This is a genomic window from Terrabacter koreensis, assembly GCF_054783315.1.
On sequence record NZ_BAAGQU010000004.1, the window covers coordinates 1,041,960 to 1,062,558 of the forward strand.

A 20,599-nucleotide genomic window follows, 5' to 3' on the forward strand; every position below is an offset into this window, starting at 1 on the left:
AACCGAGGAGAAGATCTGACATGACGGAGCTTTCGATCCGTCCGGAGGAGATCCGGGACGCACTGGACTCGTTCGTCCAGTCCTACGAGCCCGGCGCGGCCTCCCGCGAAGAGGTCGGCCGCGTCACCGACGCCGGTGACGGCATCGCTCACGTCGAGGGACTGCCCTCGGCCATGACCAACGAGCTGCTCCAGTTCGAGGACGGCACGCTCGGCCTCGCCCTGAACCTCGACGTCCACGAGATCGGCGTCGTCGTGCTCGGTGACTTCGCCGGCATCGAGGAGGGCCAGGTCGTCAAGCGCACGGGCGAGGTCCTCTCCGTCCCGGTCGGCGACGACTTCCTCGGTCGCGTCATCGACCCGCTCGGCAACCCCATCGACGGTCTCGGCGAGATCGCGTCGGAGGCGCGCCGCGCCCTCGAGCTGCAGGCCCCCACGGTGGTCCAGCGCAAGTCGGTGCACGAGCCGCTGCAGACCGGCATCAAGTCGATCGACGCCATGACGCCGATCGGCCGCGGCCAGCGCCAGCTCATCATCGGCGACCGCCAGACCGGCAAGACCACGGTCGCGATCGACACGATCATCAACCAGAAGCGCAACTGGGAGTCGGGCGACCCCGACGCGCAGGTCCGCTGCATCTACGTCGCCATCGGCCAGAAGGGCTCGACCATCGCGTCGGTCCGCGGCACCCTCGAGGAGGCCGGCGCGCTCGAGTACACGACGATCGTCGCCGCCCCGGCGTCCGACTCGGCGGGCTTCAAGTACCTCGCGCCCTACACCGGATCGGCCATCGGCCAGCACTGGATGTACCAGGGCAAGCACGTCCTCATCGTCTTCGACGACCTGTCCAAGCAGGCCGAGGCCTACCGCGCCGTGTCGCTGCTGCTGCGCCGTCCGCCGGGCCGCGAGGCCTACCCGGGTGACGTCTTCTACCTGCACTCGCGTCTGCTCGAGCGCTGCGCGAAGCTGTCCGACGACCTGGGCCACGGCTCGATGACGGGTCTGCCGATCATCGAGACCAAGGCCGGTGACGTCTCGGCGTACATCCCGACCAACGTCATCTCGATCACCGACGGCCAGATCTACCTCCAGGCCGACCTCTTCAACGCCAACGTGCGTCCCGCCATCGACGTGGGTGTCTCGGTCTCCCGAGTCGGCGGTGCCGCTCAGATCAAGGCGATGAAGTCGGTCGCCGGTCGACTCAAGCTCGACCTCGCGCAGTTCCGCGCCATGGAGGCGTTCGCGATGTTCGCCTCCGACCTCGACCCCGCGTCGCGTGCCCAGCTCGCCCGTGGTGCGCGCCTCGTCGAGCTGCTCAAGCAGCCGCAGAGCTCGCCGTACCCCGTCGAGGAGCAGGTGGTCTCGATCTGGACCGGCACCACCGGCAAGCTCGACGACGTCGCCGTCGAGGACGTCCGCGCGTTCGAGACCGAGCTGCTCGAGACCCTGCGTCGCGACGGCAAGATCCTCCAGACGATCCGCGAGACCCTCAAGCTCGACGAGGACACCGAGGCGGCCCTCACCAAGGTCGTCGACGAGGTGAAGTTCACCTTCCGCGGCACCGGGCGTGACGGCCTCGAGGCCGGCAACGAGGCGTTCGACGAGATCGCCGACGACCAGATCACCCAGGCGAAGATCGTCAAGCAGAAGTGACACCTTCCGTATGCCGCCCGGCCCGGCCGGGCGGCATACGGAAGCGGGCGTGAGCCCACCCTGTCGGCAACCACAGACTTTAGAGACCAAGAGAGGCGGAGCACATGGGAGCGCAGATGCGGATCTACCGCCAGCGCATCAAGTCCGTCAACTCCATCAAGAAGATCACCAACGCGATGGAGCTGATCGCGGCCGCACGCGTCGTCAAGGCCCGCCAGCGGGCCACCGAGGCGATGCCGTACACGACCGCGCTGACGCGCGCCGTGTCCGCGGTGGCGACCAACACGAACGAGGACCACCCGTTGACGACGGCGAAGGAGACCGCGAAGCGGGCCGGCGTCGTCATCATCACGGCGGACCGCGGACTTGCCGGTGCCTACTCCGTCGCGGCGATCAAGGAGAGCGCGGAGCTGATCTCCAGGCTGACCGCCGAGGGCAAGGAGGTCGTGCCCTACCTCGTCGGTCGCAAGGCCGTGAGCTACTACAAGTTCCGCAAGCGCGAGTACGCCGCCGAGTGGACCGGCTTCTCCGACGCCCCGACGTTCGAGAACGCCAAGGAGATCGCCGACCGCATCACGGCCGACTTCCTCAAGGACACCGAGGAGGGCGGCAACGACGAGATCCACGTCGTCTTCACCCGGTTCCGCTCGATGGTCCGCCAGGACCCGCACGTCCTGCGGCTGCTGCCGCTCGAGGTCGTGGAGGCCGACGAGGCCGGCGAGGACAGCGACCTCGACCTGTCGGTGAACCGCTACGAGGAGGGGCAGATCCCGCCCGAGTACTCCTTCGAGCCGGGTGCCGCCGAGGTGCTCGACCTGCTGCTGCCGAAGTACGTGCGCAACCGCATCTTCACCGCGCTGCTCAGCTCGGCCGCCTCCGAGCTGGCCGCCCGCCAGCGCGCGATGAAGTCCGCGACCGACAACGCCGGCGAGCTCATCAAGAAGTACGAGCGCCTCGCCAACCAGGCCCGCCAGGCCGGCATCACCCAAGAGATCAGCGAAATCGTGGGCGGCGCAGACGCCCTCGCCGACGCCACGAAGTAACGCCCACAGGTAAGGAAGCAGACCACCATGACTGCAACTGTCAGCGACACCGCCTGGACGGCTCCGGCCGCGGGTGGCGTCGGCCGCATCTCCCGCATCATCGGCCCGGTCGTCGACGTCGAGTTCCCCTCCGACGCGATGCCCGAGCAGTACAACCTGCTCACGACGGAGGTCACCCTCGCCGGTGAGACGAGGGAGCTCAACCTCGAGGTCGCCCAGCACATCGGCGACAACATGGTCCGCGCCATCTCGCTCCAGCCGACCGACGGCCTCGTCCGTGGCTCGGCCGTGCAGGACACCGGTGGCCCGATCACCGTGCCCGTGGGTGACGTCACGCTCGGCAAGGTGTTCAACACCACCGGCGTGTGCATGAACCTCAAGGAGGGTGAGACCCTCGACGTCAAGGAGCGCTGGGGCATCCACCGCAAGGCCCCGGCCTTCGACCAGCTCGAGTCCAAGACCACGATGTTCGAGACGGGCATCAAGGTCATCGACCTGCTCACCCCGTACGTCCAGGGTGGCAAGATCGGTCTCTTCGGTGGCGCCGGTGTCGGCAAGACGGTGCTCATCCAGGAGATGATCGCCCGCGTCGCCCGCGACCACGGTGGTGTGTCGGTGTTCGCCGGTGTCGGCGAGCGCACCCGTGAGGGCAACGACCTCATGGTCGAGATGGAGGAGGCCGGCGTCCTCGGCCAGACCGCCCTCGTCTTCGGCCAGATGGACGAGCCGCCGGGCACGCGTCTTCGTGTCGCCCTGTCGGCGCTGACGATGGCGGAGTACTTCCGCGACGTCCAGAAGCAGGACGTGCTCCTCTTCATCGACAACATCTTCCGCTTCACCCAGGCCGGCTCGGAGGTCTCGACCCTCCTCGGCCGTATGCCGTCCGCCGTGGGCTACCAGCCCACCCTCGCCGACGAGATGGGCACCCTCCAGGAGCGCATTACCTCGACGCGTGGTCACTCGATCACCTCGATGCAGGCGATCTACGTGCCGGCCGACGACTACACCGACCCGGCCCCGGCCACGACGTTCGCGCACCTCGACGCGACGACGGAGCTCTCGCGTGACATCGCGTCGATGGGTATCTACCCCGCCGTCGACCCGCTGTCCTCGACCTCGCGCATCCTCGACCCGCGCTACATCACGACCGAGCACTACAACACGGCCGTGCGCATCAAGTCGATCCTGCAGCGCAACAAGGAGCTCCAGGACATCATCGCGATCCTCGGCATCGACGAGCTCTCCGAAGAGGACAAGATCCTCGTCAACCGCGCTCGTCGCATCCAGCGGTTCCTGTCGCAGAACACCTACGTCGCCAAGCAGTTCACCGGCATCGAGGGCTCGACGGTTCCGCTGTCCGACACCATCGAGGCCTTCACGAAGATCGCCGACGGCGAGTACGACCACGTCGCCGAGCAGGCCTTCTTCATGTGCGGTGGCCTCGACGACGTCGAGCGCCAGTGGGCGGAGATCCAGAAGAACCTCTGAGCTCGCACCACTCGACCACCAGTGTGATCGAGCAGACATGCGCCGGCGCCGGTGTCCCGAAAGGGATGCCGGCGCCGTCGCGTTGTAGGAGTTGACGAGAACCTGTCGAGCAGCAAGGAGCCGCCGTCATGACTCAGCCCACCTCGCCCACCCCGTCCACCGCGTCGCGCCACCGCGTCGTGGTCATCGGCTCGGGCTTCGGAGGACTGTTCAGCACACAGAAGCTGAAGGGCGCCGACGTCGACGTCACCCTCATCGCCCGCACCACGCACCACCTGTTCCAGCCGCTGCTCTACCAGGTGGCGACCGGCATCCTGTCCGAGGGTGAGATCGCGCCCTCGACGCGCGAGGTGCTGCACCGGCAGCGGAACGCCAAGGTGCTGCTCGGCGACGTCACCGACATCGACCTCGAGGCGCGGACCGTGACGCACACGGCGGTCGGCCGCGAGACCGTCACGCCCTACGACTCGCTCATCGTCGCGGCGGGTGCGGGCCAGTCGTGGTTCGGCAACGACCAGTTCTCCCGCCACGCCCCGGGCATGAAGTCGATCGACGACGCGCTCGAGCTGCGTGGGCGCATCTTCGGCTCGTTCGAGCTGGCCGAGCTCGCCTCGACGCCGGCTGAGGTCGAGCGCCTCATGACCTTCGTCGTCGTCGGCGCGGGCCCGACCGGCGTCGAGATGGCCGGTCAGATCTCCGAGCTGGCCAAGCGCACCCTGCGCCGCGACTTCCGGCGCATCGACCCGACCAAGGCGCGGGTCATCCTGCTCGACGCCGCGCCGGCCGTGCTCGGGTCGTTCGGCGAGAAGCTCGGCGAGCGCGCCGTCAAGCGCCTCACCGAGATGGGAGTCGAGGTGCGCCTCGGCGCCAAGGTTGTCGACGTCGACTCCACCGGCATCGAGGTCGAGACCGACGACGGCTCGCGCGAGCGCATCGAGTCGGTCTGCAAGGTGTGGGCGGCCGGCGTCAGCGCGTCGCCGCTCGGGCGCCGGCTCGCCGAGCAGTCCGGAGCCGGCGTCGACCGCGCCGGCCGCGTCGAGGTGAACGACGACCTCACGCTGCCCGGTCACCCCGAGGTCTTCGTCGTCGGCGACATGATGGCCCTGCGTGGCCTGCCGGGAGTCGCGCAGGTCGCGATCCAGGGCGGGCGCTACGCCGCAGAGCAGATCGAGCGCCGGCTCGAGGGCAAGCCGCCGAAGGGCCCGTTCGAGTACTTCGACAAGGGCTCGATGGCGACGATCTCGCGCTTCTCGGCCGTCGCCTCGGTGGGCAAGGCCCAGTTCAGCGGTTTCTTCGCCTGGATCCTCTGGCTGGCCGTGCACCTCGTCTACATCATCGGCTTCAAGCACCGCATCACGACGCTGCTGCACTGGGTCGTCACCTTCATCGGGCGCGGCCGCTCCGAGCGGGTCGTGACCGAGCAGCAGGTCTTCGCGAGGCAGGCGATCGCCGACCTCGGTTCCGACTACAGCCCCGAGCTGCCTCGGCTCGAGAAGGACCGACCGCACGAGGCCCAGGCCGACTGACCGGCCTCTGTCACGAGACGCCGCTGGGCCGGCTCCCACCCTCGGGAGCCGGCCCAGCGGCATACGTGGTCGGCGTCAGCGCACGCCCGGGGGACGGCTCAGGAGGCCGCTCAGGGGACGAGGCGCTCCACGGCCGCACCGAGGCGCGGGAGGGCGGCCACGACGTGCTCCTTGGCCTTTCCGCGCAGCGAGCCGTAGACCTTCGCGGCCGCCCCGTGCGAGGTGCTCGCGGCCTTCGTGTCGGTGACGGCCAGCAGGGCGTCGGCCGCGGCGTCGGGCTGCGCGGCGAGGTGCGCGCCGAACGACTGCTCTCCCTTGGTCGCCCAGAACGGGTCGAGCGCCGTGGCGAACTGGGGGAGCAGTCGGTCGGTGGCGCTCGAGACGAAGTTGCCGCCCAGCTTCTTCGCGGCGGCGTAGCCGGCCTTGACGGCGGCGCCCCCGAGGCCGGACTTGTCGGCGACCTCGGCGTCGATGACGTCGGTGAGGGTCGCGACGGCCACCGGGCGGCGGGTCGGCTCGAGCAGGGCATCGGACACGGCAGTGCTCATCGGTAATGACTCCTGTGGAGGTGGGGAATCGGCGCGGGCGGCCCGTGCCACCTCGCGTACGGAGCATCCTTCCAGAGGCACTAAACTGCAGAGCACACCCCCACGATCCGGAGGAAACGTGAGTTCGCTCAAGGTTGAGATGGTTGCCGCCGACCGGAAGGTCTGGGAGGGCGAGGCCAAGTTCGTACGCGCCCGGTCCATCTCGGGCGAGCTGGGCATCCTGCCCGGCCACACGCCGCTCCTCGGCGTCCTCGTCGAGGGCGAGGTCGCCATCGAGTCGCTCGAGGGCGACCGTCGCACGGTGACCGTCGACGGCGGCTTCCTGTCGGTCGACTCCGACGTGGTCACGATCGTGGCCGAGCACGTCGACGCGTCGTCGCTCCAGGCGAACTGAGGCCACCGCGTGCCGTCCGTTCTCGTCTCGACCGAGATCGTGATCGGCACGCTCCTGGTGGTCGCGGTGGTCGTCCTCGCGACGACGTACCTGCGCCGCCGCTACATCGCCAAGGGCCTGCCCCTGACGCTCTGCGGTCTGCGCTGCACGCAGACCGACCGTTGGCGCCTGGGTCTGATCCGGTTCGGTGACAACGCCCTCGAGTGGCACGCGCTCGGGGGCGTCTCCGTGCGCCCGAAGCACCGGTGGCTGCGCCAGCGGCTCATCCTCGACGCCCCCGAGCTGCTCGTCGGGCGCGACTCGATCCCGCTGCTGCCCGACGCGAGCCGCGTCCCCTGCACCGACGGTGACAAGGCCTTCGAGCTGGCCCTGCAGGGCCCGGCCTACACCGCGCTGCGGTCGTGGCAGGAGGCCGCGCCCCCCGGCTACAACGTCAACGTCGCCTGACCTCGCCGGGCAGCAGGGGCGCGGGACGTGCCCCGTTCCGGCTCACGAGGCAGGGCGCCGCTCAGCAGCGCCGCAGTCCTGCGACGTCGCTGAGCGAAACCGGCGCTGCTCAGCGGCGACCCGCCTCTTTCGGGTGGAGTCAGTGCTTGCGGTGGCGCTCGGGCTTCTCGACCCGGCCGCCACCCGGCTGCCAGAGGATGTCGCCGCCGATCGGCTTGTTGGCGACCCGCGCGAGGATGAAGAGCAGGTCCGAGAGCCGGTTGAGGTACTTGGCCGTCAGCACGTTGACGCCGCCGACACCGCGTACATCGGTGCCCTCGGGCGCCGGCTCGGTGCCGTGCTGGTCGACGGCCGCCCAGGCCGAGCGCTCGGCGCGACGCACGATCGTCGTCGCGAGGTGCAGGTGCGCGGACCCTGCGGTGCCGCCGGGCAGGATGAACGACCGCAGCTTCTCGACCGACTCGAGGTAGTGGTCGCAGTCGGCCTCGAGGTCGTCGATCCACGGCTGCTCGACCCGCAGCGGCGGGTAGTCGTACGTGTGCCGGAGGGGCGTCGACAGGTCGGCCCCGACGTCGAAGAGCTCGTTCTGCACGCGCTGAAGCGTCGCCGTCACCTCGTCGGGGAGGTCCCCGCACGCGACCGCGATGCCGATGGCCGCGTTGGCCTCGTTGGAGTCGGCGTACGCGTGGAGCCGGGCGTCGTTCTTGCTGACCCGCGAGAAGTCGCCGAGGCTCGTCGTGCCGTCGTCGCCGGTGCGCGTGTAGATCCGCGTCAGGTTGACCATGGGCACACTCTCTCACCCGCCGGAGCCGGGCTCGGCGGCGGTCGGTGGCCGATAGGGTTCGGTGGGTGAGAGAGCGATTCCGGGTCGTCGGCGGCGCGAACCTCGTCGGCGAGGTCGCCGTCGTGGGGGCCAAGAACAGTGCCCTGAAGCTCATGGCGGTGGCCCTGCTCGCGGTCGGCCGCACCACCCTCACGAACGTGCCGGCCATCGCCGACGTGACGATCATGGCCGAGCTGCTGCGACGGCTCGGGGTGGGCGTCGACTACGACGCGGCTGCGGGCACCGTGGTGCTCGACGTGCCGGAGCGCATCGGCCACCGCGCCGACTACGAGCTCGTGCGTGCCCTGCGTGCCTCGATCTCGGTGCTCGGCCCGCTCGTGGCCCGCGTCGGTGAGGCCGACGTCGCGGTGCCGGGCGGCGACGCGATCGGCTCGCGCGGCCTCGACCTGCACGCGGCCGGTCTGGAGGCCCTGGGTGCGGAGGTGCACGTCACCCACGGCTACCTCGTCGCAACCGCCCCGCACGGTCTGCACGGCGCCGAGATCCGGCTCGACTTCCCGAGCGTCGGCGCCACCGAGAACATCCTCACCGCCTCGGTCCTGGCCCGCGGCACGACGACGATCGACAACGTGGCCAAGGAGCCCGAGATCGTCGACATCGCCGAGATGCTGAACGCCATGGGTGCCCGCGTCGAGGGTGCGGGCACGTCGCGCATCACCGTCTCCGGTGTCGAGTCCCTGTCGCCGTGCGAGCACGCCGTCGTGCCCGACCGCATCGCGGCCGGCACGTGGGCCTTCGCAGCCGCCACGACCCGCGGCGACATCGAGGTCGTCGGAGGGGTCGCCGACCACCTGCGGGCGCCGCTCGGCGCCCTGGAGCGGGCCGGGTGCCACGTCGAGACGACCGACCGCGGGTTCCGCGTCTCGGCGAAGGGGCGCACCGTGCGGGCCTTCGACGTCGCGACGCTGCCCTACCCGGGATTCCCGACCGACCTGCAGCCCTTCGCGCTCACCTGCAACGCGGTCGCCGAGGGCTCGGCGATGATCACCGAGAACCTCTTCGAGGCCCGCTTCCGCACCGTCCAGGAGCTCGCCCGCCTCGGCGCGGACGCCCAGGTCGACGGGCACCACGTCATGATCCACGGGGTGCCGATCCTCTCGGGCGCGCCCGTCGAGAGCAGCGACATCCGTTCCGGTGCGGCCCTCGTCCTGGCGGGGCTCGTCGCCGAGGGCGACACGCTCGTCAGCGGCGTGCACCACATCGACCGCGGCTATCCCCGGTTCGAGGAGGCGCTTCGGGCCCTCGGCGCCGACGTCACCCGCGAGCCCGACGACGCGCCCTTCGAGTAGGCCGCCCGAGGCCGCCCGAGGCCGCCCGAGGCCGGTCGCCCGCGACTGCGGGGCTGTGGCTGCCCGCTTTGTCCGGACCCGCCGGAAGCCGTTCCGGGGCGTCCTGGAACTGTGTCTCGACGTACGTATTTTCTTGACCACTTCTTGACTCCTAGGGGCAACGTTTCGGGAGGCTGGCGCGTCATCATGGGTGACGGCACAGCGTTGAGAGGGGTCTACATGACGCTGAACACCCACCGCAGGGGACCGGTCAGAGTGCTTGATGCACCCGACGGCCATGACGTGATCATCGAGGGTCGACTCGATGTCCACACCGTTCCCGACATCCGCGACGCCATCCACGCCGTGATCGTCCTCGGGCCGGGGGAGCTCCGTCTCCACCTGGGCGATGCCGAGATCGGTGACGCGACGGGTCTCGGGGTCATCGTCCACCTGCACCGCCGCGCCACGCGCGCGGAGCGGCGCCTGCTCCTCGTCGACGCGAGCGACCGCACGACGCGTCTGCTGCGTGGCTGTCGTCTGGAGCGGATCCTCGCGCCGCGCCACCCGGCCGCTACTGTGGCGCCTCTCACCGCCTGAGCGCCTCCCCACCGCCGCACCCCGCCGCTACCGTCGAGCCATGTCTTCGACGGAGAGCACACCGCACCCGACCGCCCGGGTGACGCCCGACCGTCCGTGGGTCATGCGCACGTATGCCGGCCACTCGAGCGCCGCTGCGAGCAACGCGCTCTACCGCCGCAACCTCGCCAAGGGCCAGACCGGCCTGTCCGTCGCATTCGACCTGCCGACCCAGACCGGCTACGACCCCGACCACGTGCTCTCGCGCGGCGAGGTCGGCAAGGTCGGCGTGCCGATCAGCCACATCGGCGACATGGAGGCGCTCTTCGAGGCGATCCCGCTGCGCGAGATGAACACGTCGATGACGATCAACGCCACGGCGATGTGGCTGCTCGCCCTCTACCAGGTCGCCGCCGAGCGGCAGGCCGAGGCGGCCGGTGACGACCCCGCCGCCTGGGTGCACGCGCTCGCCGGCACGACGCAGAACGACATCATCAAGGAGTACCTCTCGCGGGGCACCTACGTGTTCCCGCCCGCGCCGTCGCTGCGGCTCATCACCGACATGGTCGCCTACACGGTGCGCGAGATCCCGAAGTGGAACCCCATCAACATCTGCAGCTACCACCTGCAGGAGGCCGGGGCGACGCCCGTCCAGGAGATCGCGTACGCCATGTCCACCGCGGTCGCGGTGCTCGATGCCGTGCGCGACTCCGGCCAGGTGCCCGCCGACGAGTTCCCGAGCGTCGTCGCGCGGATCTCCTTCTTCGTCAACGCCGGCGTGCGCTTCGTCGAGGAGATGTGCAAGATGCGCGCCTTCGTCGAGCTCTGGGACGAGCTGACCCGTGAGCGCTACGGCGTGACCGACGCCAAGGCGCGTCGCTTCCGCTACGGCGTGCAGGTCAACAGCCTCGGCCTCACCGAGGCACAACCCGAGAACAACGTGCAGCGCATCGTCCTCGAGATGCTTGCCGTGACGCTCTCCAAGGACGCCCGGGCCCGGGCCATCCAGCTGCCGGCGTGGAACGAGGCGCTCGGCCTGCCGCGCCCGTGGGACCAGCAGTGGAGCCTGCGCATGCAGCAGGTGCTCGCCTACGAGTCCGACCTGCTCGAGTACGACGACCTCTTCACCGGCTCGGTCGTCGTCCAGGCCAAGGTCGCCGAGCTCGTCGCCGGCGCCAAGGCCGAGATGGCGCGCATCGAGGAGATGGGCGGCGCCGTCGCCGCCGTCGAGTCGGGCTACATGAAGTCCGCCCTCGTCGCGTCGCACGCGGAGCGCCGGCGCCGCATCGAGGCAGGCGACTCGATCATCGTGGGCCTCAACAAGTTCGAGACCACCGAGCCGAACCCGCTCACCGCCGACCTCGACACGGCCATCCAGACCGTCGACGCGGGCGTCGAGCGCGAGGCCGCCGAGGCCGTACGCGTGTGGCGCGAGTCGCGTGACGCCGACCCGGCCCGCCGCGACCGGGCAGTCGCGGCGCTCGATCGGCTGCGGGCCGACGCGGCCTCCGGGACCAACCTCATGGCCGCCTCGCTCGAGTGTGCTCGGGCCGAGGTGACGACGGGGGAGTGGGCCGCCGCGCTGCGCGAGCAGTTCGGTGAGTACCGCGCTCCGACAGGTGTCTCCGGCTCTGTCGGCGTCGGCTCCAGCGAGCCCGGTGACGCCCTGGCGCGGGTCCGGGACCTCGTGGCCCGCACGGGCGAGGACCTCGGCGAGAAGCTGCGCATCCTCGTGGGCAAGCCCGGGCTCGACGGGCACAGCAACGGCGCCGAGCAGGTGGCCGTGCGGGCGCGCGACGCCGGCTTCGAGGTCGTCTACCAGGGCATCCGCCTGACGCCCGAGCAGATCGTCGCCGCCGCCGTGGCCGAGGACGTCCACCTCGTGGGCCTGTCGATCCTCAGCGGCTCGCACATGGAGCTCGTGCCCGAGGTGCTGCGAAGGCTCGCGGCGGCAGGTGCGGCCGACGTGCCGGTCATCGTCGGCGGCATCATCCCCGAGTCCGACGCCGCGGCCCTCAAGGCGGCCGGGGTGGCGATGGTCTTCACCCCGAAGGACTTCGGGCTCAACGACATCATGGGCGAGATGGTCGGGGTCATCCGGGCCGCACGCGGCCTCGCGCCGCTCGAGACCGCGCCGGCCTGACTGGCGTAGCGTCGGAGCATGAGCGACCTGCAGTGCGCCGCACGGATCGTCGTGGTCAACCCTCCGGGGCTGTCCGACGTCGCCTGGCTCGCCTCGGCGATCCACCTCGAGAAGGTCCAGGCGGTGTATGCCGCCGACGACGTCCCCGACACGGGCCCCGTCGAGACCCTGGCGGACGACCTGGGCGTGCCCTCGCACCTCGGGCACGGTGACCTCCACGACGGTTCCGAGGGGTTCGGCGAGCTCGTCGACCGCCACCGCGGCGAGTGCATCGTCGTCGTGCGGGGTGGCGCGGACACCGAGCCCGTGATGCTGCTCGTCGACGCCGACGGGACGACCCGCCAGCCCATCGAGGGACTCGCCTGATGCCGCGTGCGTCGACCGCTGCCGCGGTCGTCGCAGAGCTCGGGCAGGCAGCCACCGAGGCGGACCTCGCGAAGGTGCAGGCCCGCCTCACCGACGGCGAGGCGGCCTTGGGCGTCCGCATGGGCACGCTCTTCGCCGTGGCGAGGACGCACACCGGAATGCCCCTCGCGGAGGTGCAGCGGCTGCTGGCGCACCCGGCCTACGAGCCGCGGCTCGCAGCGTTCTGCGTGCTCGACTTCAAGGCCCAGCGCAAGCGCACCGGGGCGCACGAGCGCGGCACGCTGGCTCGCACCTACCTCGGGCACCACCACGCCATCACGTCGTGGGACATGGTCGACCGTGCCGCGCCGCGTGTCATCGGCCAGTGGCTCGTCGGCAAGGACAAGCAGATCCTGCGCGACCTCGCGGCGTCACCCGATCCGCTGCGCCGTCGCACCGCGATGACGGCACCCCTCGGCTTCCTCGACGTGACCGACGTGGAGGCGGGCTACGAGATCGCCTCGGCGTTGCACGACGACCGGGATCCGTTGGTGCACAAGCCGGTCGGCATCTTCCTCAAGCACGCGGGCGAGCGCGACCACGACCGACTCGTCGCCTTCCTCGAGTCGCACGTCGACACGATGCCGAGGTCGGCGGTTCGCCTGGCCGTCGAGAAGCTGCCGCCCGAGCTCCGGGCCCGCTGGGTCGGGCGCTGACGACGCGGACCGGCCGGACGGCATACGGGGCCGGTCTCAGAAGAGGCGGGACTCCGCGTCGTCGATGCCCTTGAGGGCGTCGTAGTCGAGCACGACGCACCGGATGCCGCGGTCCTCGGCGAGGGTGCGTGCCTGCGGCTTGATCTGCTGCGCGGCGAAGACGCCGGTGACAGGGGCCAGGTGCGGATCGCGGTTCATCAGCTCGAGGTAGCGGGTCAGCTGCTCGACGCCGTCGATCTCGCCGCGACGCTTGATCTCGACCGCCACGCTGACGCCCGAGGAGTCCTTCGCGAGGATGTCGACCGGCCCGATGGCGGTCATGTACTCGCGGCGCACGAGCGACCAGCCGTGGCCGAGGGTGTGGATGTGCTCGGCGAGCAGCTTCTGCAGGTGCGCCTCGACGCCGTCCTTGACCAGGCCCGGGTCGACGCCGAGCTCGTGCTCCGAGTCGTGCAGCACCTCGTGGATGAGGACGGTGAGGCGGTCCTCGCTCTTGGCGTGCTGGGCGCGCCACACGGCCACGACGCCGTCGCCGGCCTGCGTCTCGTCGGGCTCGACCTCGGCCATCGTGCACGGCGGCGACATCCAGTTGAGCGGCTTGTACGAGCCGCCGTCGCTGTGCACGAGCACCGAGCCGTCGGACTTGACGAGGAGCAGCCGGGTCGCGAGCGGGAGGTGGGCCGTGAGCCGGCCGTCGTAGTCGACGCTGCAGCGGGCAATGACGAGACGCACCGGACCACCCTAGGGCAGGGCGCAGGCGCTCGCGCGCACCCGGCGTGGGGAGCGTCACCCCGAGGACGGGTGTGGGCGGCACACGCCCTCTGCGAGACTCTGGCGCATGGCTCGTGAGTTCACCAAGGTTGGCGTCATCGGACTCGGCACCATGGGTGCCGGCATCGTCGAGGTCTTCGCACGCAACGGCATCGACGTCGTCGCGGTCGAGGTCACCGACGAGGCGGTCGAGAAGGGCCGGGGGGTGCTCCAGCACTCGACCGACCGTGCCGTCTCCCGCGGCAAGCTCAGCGCCGACGACCAGGCCGCGCTGCACGACCGCGTGCAGTTCACGAGCGACATGGCCGACCTCAAGGAGTGCCAGCTCGTCGTCGAGGCCGTGCCCGAGCACCTCGACCTCAAGAAGGAGATCTTCGGCCGGCTCGACACGATCGTCAGCGACGACGCGATCCTCGCGACCAACACGAGCTCGCTGCCCGTCACCGAGATCGCCGTGGCCACGATCAACCCCAAGCGGGTCGTCGGCATGCACTTCTTCAACCCGGCGCCGGTGCTGCAGTTCGTCGAGGTCATCAAGACCGTCATCACGAGCGACGAGATCTTCGAGGACGTCAAGGCGCTCGCAGAGCGGCTCGGCAAGAAGCCGGTCATCGTCGGCGACAAGGCGGGCTTCATCGCCAACGCCCTGCTCTTCGGCTACCTCAACCATGCCGTGTCGATGTACGAGAGCCGCTACGCCACGCGCGAGGACATCGACGCCGCGATGAAGCTCGGCTGCGGCTACCCGATGGGCCCGCTCGCGCTGATGGACCTCATCGGTCTCGACACCGCCTACGAGATCCTCGACACGATGTACAAGCAGGGGCGTGACCGCCTGCACGCGCCGAGCCCGATCATCAAGCAGATGGTCAGCGCCGGCCTCAAGGGCCGCAAGAGCGGTCGTGGCTTCTACACGTACGCCGAGCCGGGCAGCTCGCAGGTCGTCGACGACGCGCTGACCCCGAAGGGGACCGCCTCGGGTGCGGGTGCCGCTCGCACGATCAGCACCGTCGGCGTCGTCGGCTCCGGCACCATGGCCACCGGCATGGTCGAGGTCTTCGCGAAGGCGGGCCTCGACGTCACGTTCGTCGCACGCAGCGAGGCCAAGGTCGAGGCCGTGCGGGCAGCCCTCGCCAAGAGCCTCGAGAAGGCCGTGCAGCGGGGCAAGGCCACCGAGGAGGAGCGCGACGCCGCCCTCGCCCGCGTGACCGGCACGACGCGTCTCGACGACCTCGCCCGGGTCGACCTCGTCGTCGAGGCCGTCGTCGAGGACCTGACCGTCAAGCGCGCCCTCTTCGAGAACCTCGACGAGATCTGCCGGCCCGGTGCGATCCTCGCGACGACGACGAGCTCGCTGCCCGTCGTCGAGTGCGCCGCCGCGACGAAGCGCCCCCAGGACGTCATCGGGATGCACTTCTTCAACCCGGCCCAGGTGATGAAGCTCGTCGAGGTCGTGCACACGGTCTCGACCGCACCCGACGTGGTCGCCACCGTCCAGGCGCTCTGCGCGAGCATCGGGAAGCACGCCGTGACGTGCGGCGACCGCGCCGGCTTCATCGTCAACGCGCTGCTCTTCCCCTACCTCAACGACGCCGTGAAGATGCTCGAGGCCAACTACTCGACGGCCGACGACATCGACACCGCGATGAAGACCGGCTGCGGCCTGCCGATGGGCCCGTTCGAGCTGCTCGACGTCGTCGGCCTCGACGTGTCGCTCGCCATCGAGCGCGAGCTCTACCTCGAGTTCCGCGAGCGCGGCTACGCCCCGGCGCCGCTCCTCGAGCACCTCGTCACCGCCGGCTACCTCGGGCGCAAGACGGGGCGCGGGTTCCGCACGTACGCCTGACACCTACGCTGGTGGCATGCCCTCGCGCCGTCGACCCAGCAAGCACGCGCGCGAGCACGTCCCCCTCGACGTGACGCGCATCCAGGGCGGGTCGACACGCGAGGAGGCGTATGCCGGCACGCGCTGGACCGTGCGCGCCGTGAGCGGGGCGTCCGCCACCCGGGCGTACCTGTGCCCCGGTTGCCAGCAGGACGTCCCGCCCGGCGTTCCGCACGTCGTCGTGTGGCCGGCCGAGGGCGTCGGTGGTCTCGGCGACCGGAGGCACTGGCACACCGGGTGCTGGCAGAAGCGCGACGCCAGGCCGCCGGGCAACGCCTACCGCTGAACGGTTTCAGCGGCGCTCGGCGAGCACCTGCTCGCGCAGGATGTCGGCGTGCCCGCAGTGCTGGGCGAGCTCGCGCAGCACGTGGAGGTAGACCCAGCGCAACGGCAGCGCACCGAGGCGGTGGCCCGTCAGCACGTCGTCGAGTCCCAGGGGCGCCGTCGCACGGCGCGAGACCTCGCACGTCTCGGCGTGGGCCCGTGTCACCGACTCCACCGTGTCGGCGTCGGTGAGCAGGAACGACTCGCTCGAGTCCTCCGGGATGCCGATCTCGGCGCGGCTGCGGCCCGTGACGGCCTGGTCGAACCACACCTTCTCGACGTAGGTCGCGTGCTTCACCAGCCCGAGCAGGGTCGTGGCCGACGGCACGAGGGAACGCCTCGCCTCCGCCTCGCCCAGGCCCTCGAGGCTCTGCCGCAGCGCCGCGCGGTGCTCGTCGACAAAGGACTCGATCTGGGCCTTGGACGGCTGGGCGATGACGTCCTGGGCGAAGGTCTGCGGGAAGGTCATGGGCCGAGCCTGCCACGCGGCGGACGAGTCTGGACCGTCGTGGTCTCGCTGGCTCAGGGGCGCCGGACCACCAACGACCTGCCCAGCGGGGAACGCACGATGCGCGGGTCGGCGAAGCCGGCGTCGCGCAGCTCGGCCGCCAGCTCTGCGGGCGTGCGCAGCGGGATGTCCCACGAGGCCAGCCTCGCTCGGAAGGCGGCGACGTGGCTCGCGTCGTCGCGAGCGGGAGCGGCGACGAGCGGAGCCGCCAGGAGCCCGCCCGGGCGCACGGCCCGGTGCGCTGCCGCACGTGCCCCCGGCCGTGACGGGGCAGGGAAGAAGAACTGGCTCCAGAAGCAGAGGTCCGCGCTGGCCGGCCGGTCGAGGGCCGCTGCGTCGGCGACGACGAACTCGACGCGGTCGGTGAGCCCGAGCCGTTCTGCGCGGGCGCGTGCCTCCTCGACGAGGTCGGCGCAGATCTCGACCGCGGTCGCCCGCAGCCGCGGGAAGAGCTGGAGCTGCGCGAGGAGGCCGCCGCCCACACCGCATCCGAGCTCGAGGTAGTCGGCGCCCGCCTCGGCGCGCTCGCACCACTCGGGGAACCGGGCGAGGAAGTCACCGACCAGCTCGACGTCGGCAGGCTTCTCCGGGTCGACGCTGACGCCGTTCGCGTACCCGAGGCGGGTGGCCGCGTCGGTCGTCCAGTAGTCGCTGGCCCGGGCGCTCGCGTCCATGCCGCCAGCGTACGAGCCGCCGCGGGGGCGACGCGCGTGCGCACCGGGTGCTCCGGGCCTAGTGGCGTCGTTGCCTGGGGACGAGCACCTCCTCGTAGAGCAGCAGCGCTCCGGCGGCGAAGGGGATCGCGAGCAGGGCGCCGAGGATACCGAGCAGCGTGCCGCCGGCCAGCGCAGCGACGACGGTGACTGCGCCCGGGACGGCCACCGTGCGCTGCATGATGCGCGGCATGACGGCGTAGTTCTCGATCTGCTGGTAGACGACGAAGTAGATGATGACGATGAGCGCCTTCTTCGGCTCGTCGAAGAAGGCCGTGATCGCGACGACCGAGGCGCCCAGGGTGGCGCCGACCATGGGCACGAGCCCCAGGAAGCCGACGGCGACGGCCAGCACGGCGGCGAACTTCAGGTCGATGAGGCTCATCATGATCCACGCGAAGAAGGCGTTGATGGCGGCCACGACGACCTGCCCGATCGCGTACGACCCGACGCGTCGCATGACCTCCTCGGAGAGGGAGACGGTGCGCGGGCGCCGGCTGGCCGGCACCAGGGCGTAGGCCGCCTGCTTGACCGCCGGGAGCGACGCGAGGAAGTAGAGGGTGAGGACCAGGACCGTCAGCACGCTGAAGACGCCCGCCGCGATGAGCTTGCCGGCGTCGAGCACGCCGCCGAAGACGCCGGCCCACAGGTTGCCGTCGGCGACGCGACGGTTGACCTCCTCCTGGATGCGCTGGATCAGCTGGTAGCGGTGGTCGACCTCCTGTACCCACGGGTTCGCGAGCAGGTTGTCGAAGAGGCGTGGCGCGTTCGTGGCCAGCTCGGAGCCCTGCTCGGCCACGGGCGGGATGACGACCCAGCCCACGAGCGTGAAGACCGCGAGCACGCCGAGGAAGACGATGGTGACCGCCCACCCGCGCGAGACCCGGCGACGGGTCAGCGCCTCGACGAGAGGGTTGAGCGACAGGGTCAGGAAGAGCGAGATGACGAGCAGGGTGATGACGGTGCCGAGGCGCCCGACCGCCTGCACGACGGCATACGCGGTGAGCACGCCGACGGCACCGACGAAGCCGACGTAGAACGGCGACTGGCGGTTGAAGGGGGTGCCGGTCGGGCCGAAGTCGCGCCGTGGGCCCTTGGGTCGTCCGGGCGGGGCGTACGCGTCGTCGTTCCCCTGGGGGTCGTCGGTGCCCTCCTCGCCTGGTGCGGCACCCGGGGCGTACGCGTCGTGCTGGGTGCGGCTCGGCGATCCGGGCTCCACGTCGCCGGGTGACGCCGGGGGCTCGGGGACGTCCCTGCCCGCGCCGTCGCGCGTGGGCTCGTCCGGGCCAGGGGGGCGCTCGTCGAGGCCGAGGTCGCGCGCGAGGAAGGTGTCCATCCGGGCACGCTGAGCGCGCCGGTAGCGCGACCAGCGTCCCCAGATGCTCACGTGCGCGAGCCTACGTGAGTCGTCGCCTCGGGGACGGGGGCCGCATCGACCACGGCCCGGCGTCGCCGTCCGGGTACGAGGCGGGAGGGCGCGCGCTGCGTGTGCCCTTGTGCACCCGACCCTGACGAGGAGAAACCATGCCCAGCGTCACCCGGAGCTTCACCGTCCGCCGCGAACCCGCCGCCGTCATCGACTACCTGAAGGACTTCGCCAACGCCGAGGAGTGGGACCCTGGCACCGAGTCGTGCACCCGGGTCGGGGACGGGCCCGTCGCAGTGGGGGCTCGCTGGCACAACGTCTCGAAGATCGCCGGAGTGACCACCGAGCTCGAGTACGAGCTGACCGAGCTCACCGACTCACGGGTCTTGCTGGTGGGCCGCAACGACAGCGCGACGTCCACCGACACGATCACCGTGGTGCCGTCGGGTGAGGGGAGCGAGATCACCTACCACGCCGACCTCGACATGCACGGGCTCGCCAACCTCGCGTCACCGGCGATGATGCTCGTCTTCGAGAAGCTCGCGAACGACACCGAGGAGCAGCTGACACGGGTCCTCGAGTCACGCTGACGAGCAGCGCCCGTGCGCGCATGCCCTGGACGACGACGAGGGCCGGCCCACCGCGACGGTGGGCCGGCCCTCGGTCCGTGTGACGGGTGGGGCTACTGGTCGGCGAAGCGGTTGATGGCCTTCTCGAAGCCGGCGCGCTTCTCGGGGTCGGTGACGCCGAGGCCGGGCTGGGGGGCGAGCGTCAGCACGCCGACCTTGCCCTGGTGGGCGTTCCGGTGCACGTCGAGCGCGGCCTGGCCGACCTCGTCGAGCGTGTAGGTCTTGGAGAGCGTCGGGTGGATGAGACCACGGTTGATGAGCTCGTTGGCCTCCCACGCCTCGCGGTAGTTGGCGAAGTGAGAGCTGACGATCCGCTTGAGGTTCATCCAGAGGTAGCGGTTGTCGTACTCGTGCATGTAGCCCGACGTCGACGCACAGGTGACGATGGTGCCGCCCTTGCGCGCGACGTAGACGCTCGCACCGAACGTCTCGCGGCCCGGGTGCTCGAAGACGATGTCGACGTCGTAGCCGCCGGTGAGCTCGCGGATCTTCTTGCCCAGTCGCTGCCACTCGCGCGGGTTCTGCTCGGTACCCTCGTCGTTCCAGAACCGGTAGCCCTCGGCGTTGCGGTCGATGATCAGCTCGGCACCCATGGCGCGGCAGATCTCGGCCTTCTCGGGCGAGGAGACGACGCAGATCGGGGTGGCGCCGCCGGCGAGGGCCATCTGGGTGGCGTACGAGCCGAGACCACCCGAGGCGCCCCAGATGAGCACGCGGTCGCCGAGCTTCATCGCCGCGCCGTTCTTGCTGATGAGCTGGCGGTAGGCCGTCGAGTTCACCAGTCCGGGGGAGGCGGCCTCCTCCCACGAGAGGTGCGCGGGCTTCGGCATGAGCTGGTTCGCCTTGACGACGGCCAGCTCGGCGAGGCCACCGAAGTTCGTCTCGAAGCCCCAGATGCGCTGCTGCGGGTCCATCATCGTGTCGTCGTGGCCCTCGGCGTCCTCGAGCTCGACCGACAGGCAGTGGGCGACGACCTCGGTGCCCGGCTTCCACTTCGTGACGCCGGGGCCCGTGCGCAGGATGACGCCGGCGAGGTCGGAGCCGACGACGTGGTACGGGAGGTCGTGGCGCTTGGCGAACTCCGACATGCGGCCGTAGCGCTCGAGGAAACCGAACGTCGACACGGGCTCGAAGATCGAGGTCCAGACGGTGTTGTAGTTGATGGCGCTCGCCATCACGGCCACGAGGGCCTCGCCGGGCGCGAGCTCCGGCACCGGCACCTCGTCGATGTGCAGCGACTTGCGGGGGTCCTTGTCGCGCGTGGCGATCCCCTCGAACATCCCTACCTCGTCCTTGTGGACCGTGGCGCCCCGGTAGGTCCCGGGGATCTCGAGGTTCGCGTAGGTCTCCTGGGTGCGGTCGCCGGAGAGGATGGCGTCGCGGATGGCCTGCATTGAAGGTCCTTACGTC

General features: G+C 70.6%; 21 protein-coding genes. 14 read left to right on the plus strand and 7 right to left on the minus strand.

The features are described from left to right. Positions 1-20 precede the first annotated feature (20 nt). From atpA to ACYVNR_RS07625, 4 genes are all read left to right on the plus strand, one after another. The gene (atpA, locus tag ACYVNR_RS07610; RefSeq protein ID WP_461047609.1) at positions 21-1,652 is read left to right on the plus strand and encodes a F0F1 ATP synthase subunit alpha; all 1,632 of its coding nucleotides are present in this window, start codon (positions 21-23) and stop codon (positions 1,650-1,652) included. A 104-nt stretch (positions 1,653-1,756) separates the two neighbouring features. Further along, positions 1,757-2,695, plus strand: coding sequence for a F0F1 ATP synthase subunit gamma (locus ACYVNR_RS07615; RefSeq protein ID WP_458798375.1), 939 nt, complete (start codon positions 1,757-1,759; stop codon positions 2,693-2,695). A 27-nt stretch (positions 2,696-2,722) separates the two neighbouring features. Beyond that, positions 2,723-4,183, plus strand: coding sequence for a F0F1 ATP synthase subunit beta (gene atpD / locus ACYVNR_RS07620; protein WP_045188425.1), 1,461 nt, complete (start codon positions 2,723-2,725; stop codon positions 4,181-4,183). Between the two features lie 128 nt (positions 4,184-4,311). Further along, positions 4,312-5,709: an NAD(P)/FAD-dependent oxidoreductase gene (locus ACYVNR_RS07625; RefSeq protein WP_461047611.1), complete on the plus strand. Its 1,398-nt coding sequence runs from the start codon at positions 4,312-4,314 to the stop codon at positions 5,707-5,709. Positions 5,710-5,819: 110 nt separating this feature from the next. On the opposite strand, the gene ACYVNR_RS07630 is transcribed toward ACYVNR_RS07625, so the two are convergent. Next, complete coding sequence (locus ACYVNR_RS07630) at positions 5,820-6,257, minus strand: DUF6918 family protein (protein WP_045188428.1); 438 nt, start codon at positions 6,255-6,257, stop codon at positions 5,820-5,822. A gap of 118 nt (positions 6,258-6,375) precedes the next feature. Between ACYVNR_RS07630 and ACYVNR_RS07635 the strand changes: the two genes are divergently transcribed. Next, positions 6,376-6,651 carry a F0F1 ATP synthase subunit epsilon gene (locus ACYVNR_RS07635; protein ID WP_045188430.1) on the plus strand — a complete coding sequence of 92 codons (276 nt, stop codon included), beginning with the start codon at positions 6,376-6,378 and terminating at the stop codon, positions 6,649-6,651. Between the two features lie 9 nt (positions 6,652-6,660). After that, positions 6,661-7,098 (plus strand): DUF2550 domain-containing protein, encoded by a 438-nt coding sequence (locus ACYVNR_RS07640; protein ID WP_461047614.1) that lies wholly within the window; start codon positions 6,661-6,663, stop codon positions 7,096-7,098. A gap of 139 nt (positions 7,099-7,237) precedes the next feature. Here the strand turns inward: ACYVNR_RS07640 and ACYVNR_RS07645 are convergent, their stop codons facing one another. Then, positions 7,238-7,882: a cob(I)yrinic acid a,c-diamide adenosyltransferase gene (locus tag ACYVNR_RS07645; protein WP_045188435.1), complete on the minus strand. Its 645-nt coding sequence runs from the start codon at positions 7,880-7,882 to the stop codon at positions 7,238-7,240. Positions 7,883-7,947: 65 nt separating this feature from the next. On the opposite strand from ACYVNR_RS07645, the gene murA reads away from it, so the two are divergent. From murA to ACYVNR_RS07670, 5 genes are all read left to right on the plus strand, one after another. Then, the gene (gene murA / locus ACYVNR_RS07650) at positions 7,948-9,231 is read left to right on the plus strand and encodes a UDP-N-acetylglucosamine 1-carboxyvinyltransferase (protein ID WP_045188438.1); all 1,284 of its coding nucleotides are present in this window, start codon (positions 7,948-7,950) and stop codon (positions 9,229-9,231) included. A gap of 219 nt (positions 9,232-9,450) precedes the next feature. Then, positions 9,451-9,810, plus strand: a complete 360-nt coding sequence (locus tag ACYVNR_RS07655; RefSeq protein ID WP_045188441.1) for an STAS domain-containing protein — start codon at positions 9,451-9,453, stop codon at positions 9,808-9,810. A 103-nt stretch (positions 9,811-9,913) separates the two neighbouring features. Beyond that, a complete protein-coding gene (locus ACYVNR_RS07660) occupies positions 9,914-11,932 on the plus strand; it encodes a protein meaA (RefSeq protein ID WP_461048292.1) in 2,019 nt (672 codons plus the stop codon). A gap of 18 nt (positions 11,933-11,950) precedes the next feature. Continuing rightward, positions 11,951-12,298, plus strand: coding sequence for a hypothetical protein (locus ACYVNR_RS07665; protein WP_458798373.1), 348 nt, complete (start codon positions 11,951-11,953; stop codon positions 12,296-12,298). After that, positions 12,298-12,993 carry a DNA alkylation repair protein gene (locus ACYVNR_RS07670; RefSeq protein ID WP_461047617.1) on the plus strand — a complete coding sequence of 232 codons (696 nt, stop codon included), beginning with the start codon at positions 12,298-12,300 and terminating at the stop codon, positions 12,991-12,993. Before ACYVNR_RS07665 ends, ACYVNR_RS07670 begins: the two co-directional genes overlap by 1 nt. Positions 12,994-13,029: 36 nt before the next feature. Here ACYVNR_RS07670 and nucS read toward each other — a convergent pair whose 3' ends face one another. Then, on the minus strand, positions 13,030-13,725 hold the full coding sequence (gene nucS, locus ACYVNR_RS07675; protein WP_461047619.1) for an endonuclease NucS: 696 nt from the start codon (positions 13,723-13,725) through the stop codon (positions 13,030-13,032). Positions 13,726-13,831: 106 nt separating this feature from the next. On the opposite strand from nucS, the gene ACYVNR_RS07680 reads away from it, so the two are divergent. Further along, positions 13,832-15,610, plus strand: a complete 1,779-nt coding sequence (locus tag ACYVNR_RS07680; protein WP_458798371.1) for a 3-hydroxyacyl-CoA dehydrogenase family protein — start codon at positions 13,832-13,834, stop codon at positions 15,608-15,610. A gap of 16 nt (positions 15,611-15,626) precedes the next feature. Beyond that, positions 15,627-15,935 (plus strand): hypothetical protein, encoded by a 309-nt coding sequence (locus ACYVNR_RS07685; RefSeq protein WP_461047621.1) that lies wholly within the window; start codon positions 15,627-15,629, stop codon positions 15,933-15,935. 6 nt (positions 15,936-15,941) lie between these two features. Here ACYVNR_RS07685 and ACYVNR_RS07690 read toward each other — a convergent pair whose 3' ends face one another. Genes ACYVNR_RS07690 through ACYVNR_RS07700 form a run of 3 tightly spaced genes read right to left on the minus strand, consistent with a single transcriptional unit; the run spans position 15,942 to position 18,581 of the window. Further along, entirely contained in the window at positions 15,942-16,442 is a 501-nt protein-coding gene (locus ACYVNR_RS07690; protein WP_461047623.1) for a DinB family protein, read from the minus strand. A gap of 53 nt (positions 16,443-16,495) precedes the next feature. Further along, positions 16,496-17,155: an SAM-dependent methyltransferase gene (locus ACYVNR_RS07695; RefSeq protein WP_461047625.1), complete on the minus strand. Its 660-nt coding sequence runs from the start codon at positions 17,153-17,155 to the stop codon at positions 16,496-16,498. 58 nt (positions 17,156-17,213) lie between these two features. Continuing rightward, on the minus strand, positions 17,214-18,581 hold the full coding sequence (locus ACYVNR_RS07700) for an AI-2E family transporter (RefSeq protein WP_461047627.1): 1,368 nt from the start codon (positions 18,579-18,581) through the stop codon (positions 17,214-17,216). Between the two features lie 137 nt (positions 18,582-18,718). Between ACYVNR_RS07700 and ACYVNR_RS07705 the strand changes: the two genes are divergently transcribed. Then, the gene (locus ACYVNR_RS07705) at positions 18,719-19,150 is read left to right on the plus strand and encodes an SRPBCC family protein (protein ID WP_461047629.1); all 432 of its coding nucleotides are present in this window, start codon (positions 18,719-18,721) and stop codon (positions 19,148-19,150) included. A gap of 92 nt (positions 19,151-19,242) precedes the next feature. On the opposite strand, the gene ccrA is transcribed toward ACYVNR_RS07705, so the two are convergent. Beyond that, complete coding sequence (gene ccrA / locus ACYVNR_RS07710) at positions 19,243-20,583, minus strand: crotonyl-CoA carboxylase/reductase (RefSeq protein ID WP_461047631.1); 1,341 nt, start codon at positions 20,581-20,583, stop codon at positions 19,243-19,245. Between the last annotated feature and the right edge of the window lie 16 nt (positions 20,584-20,599).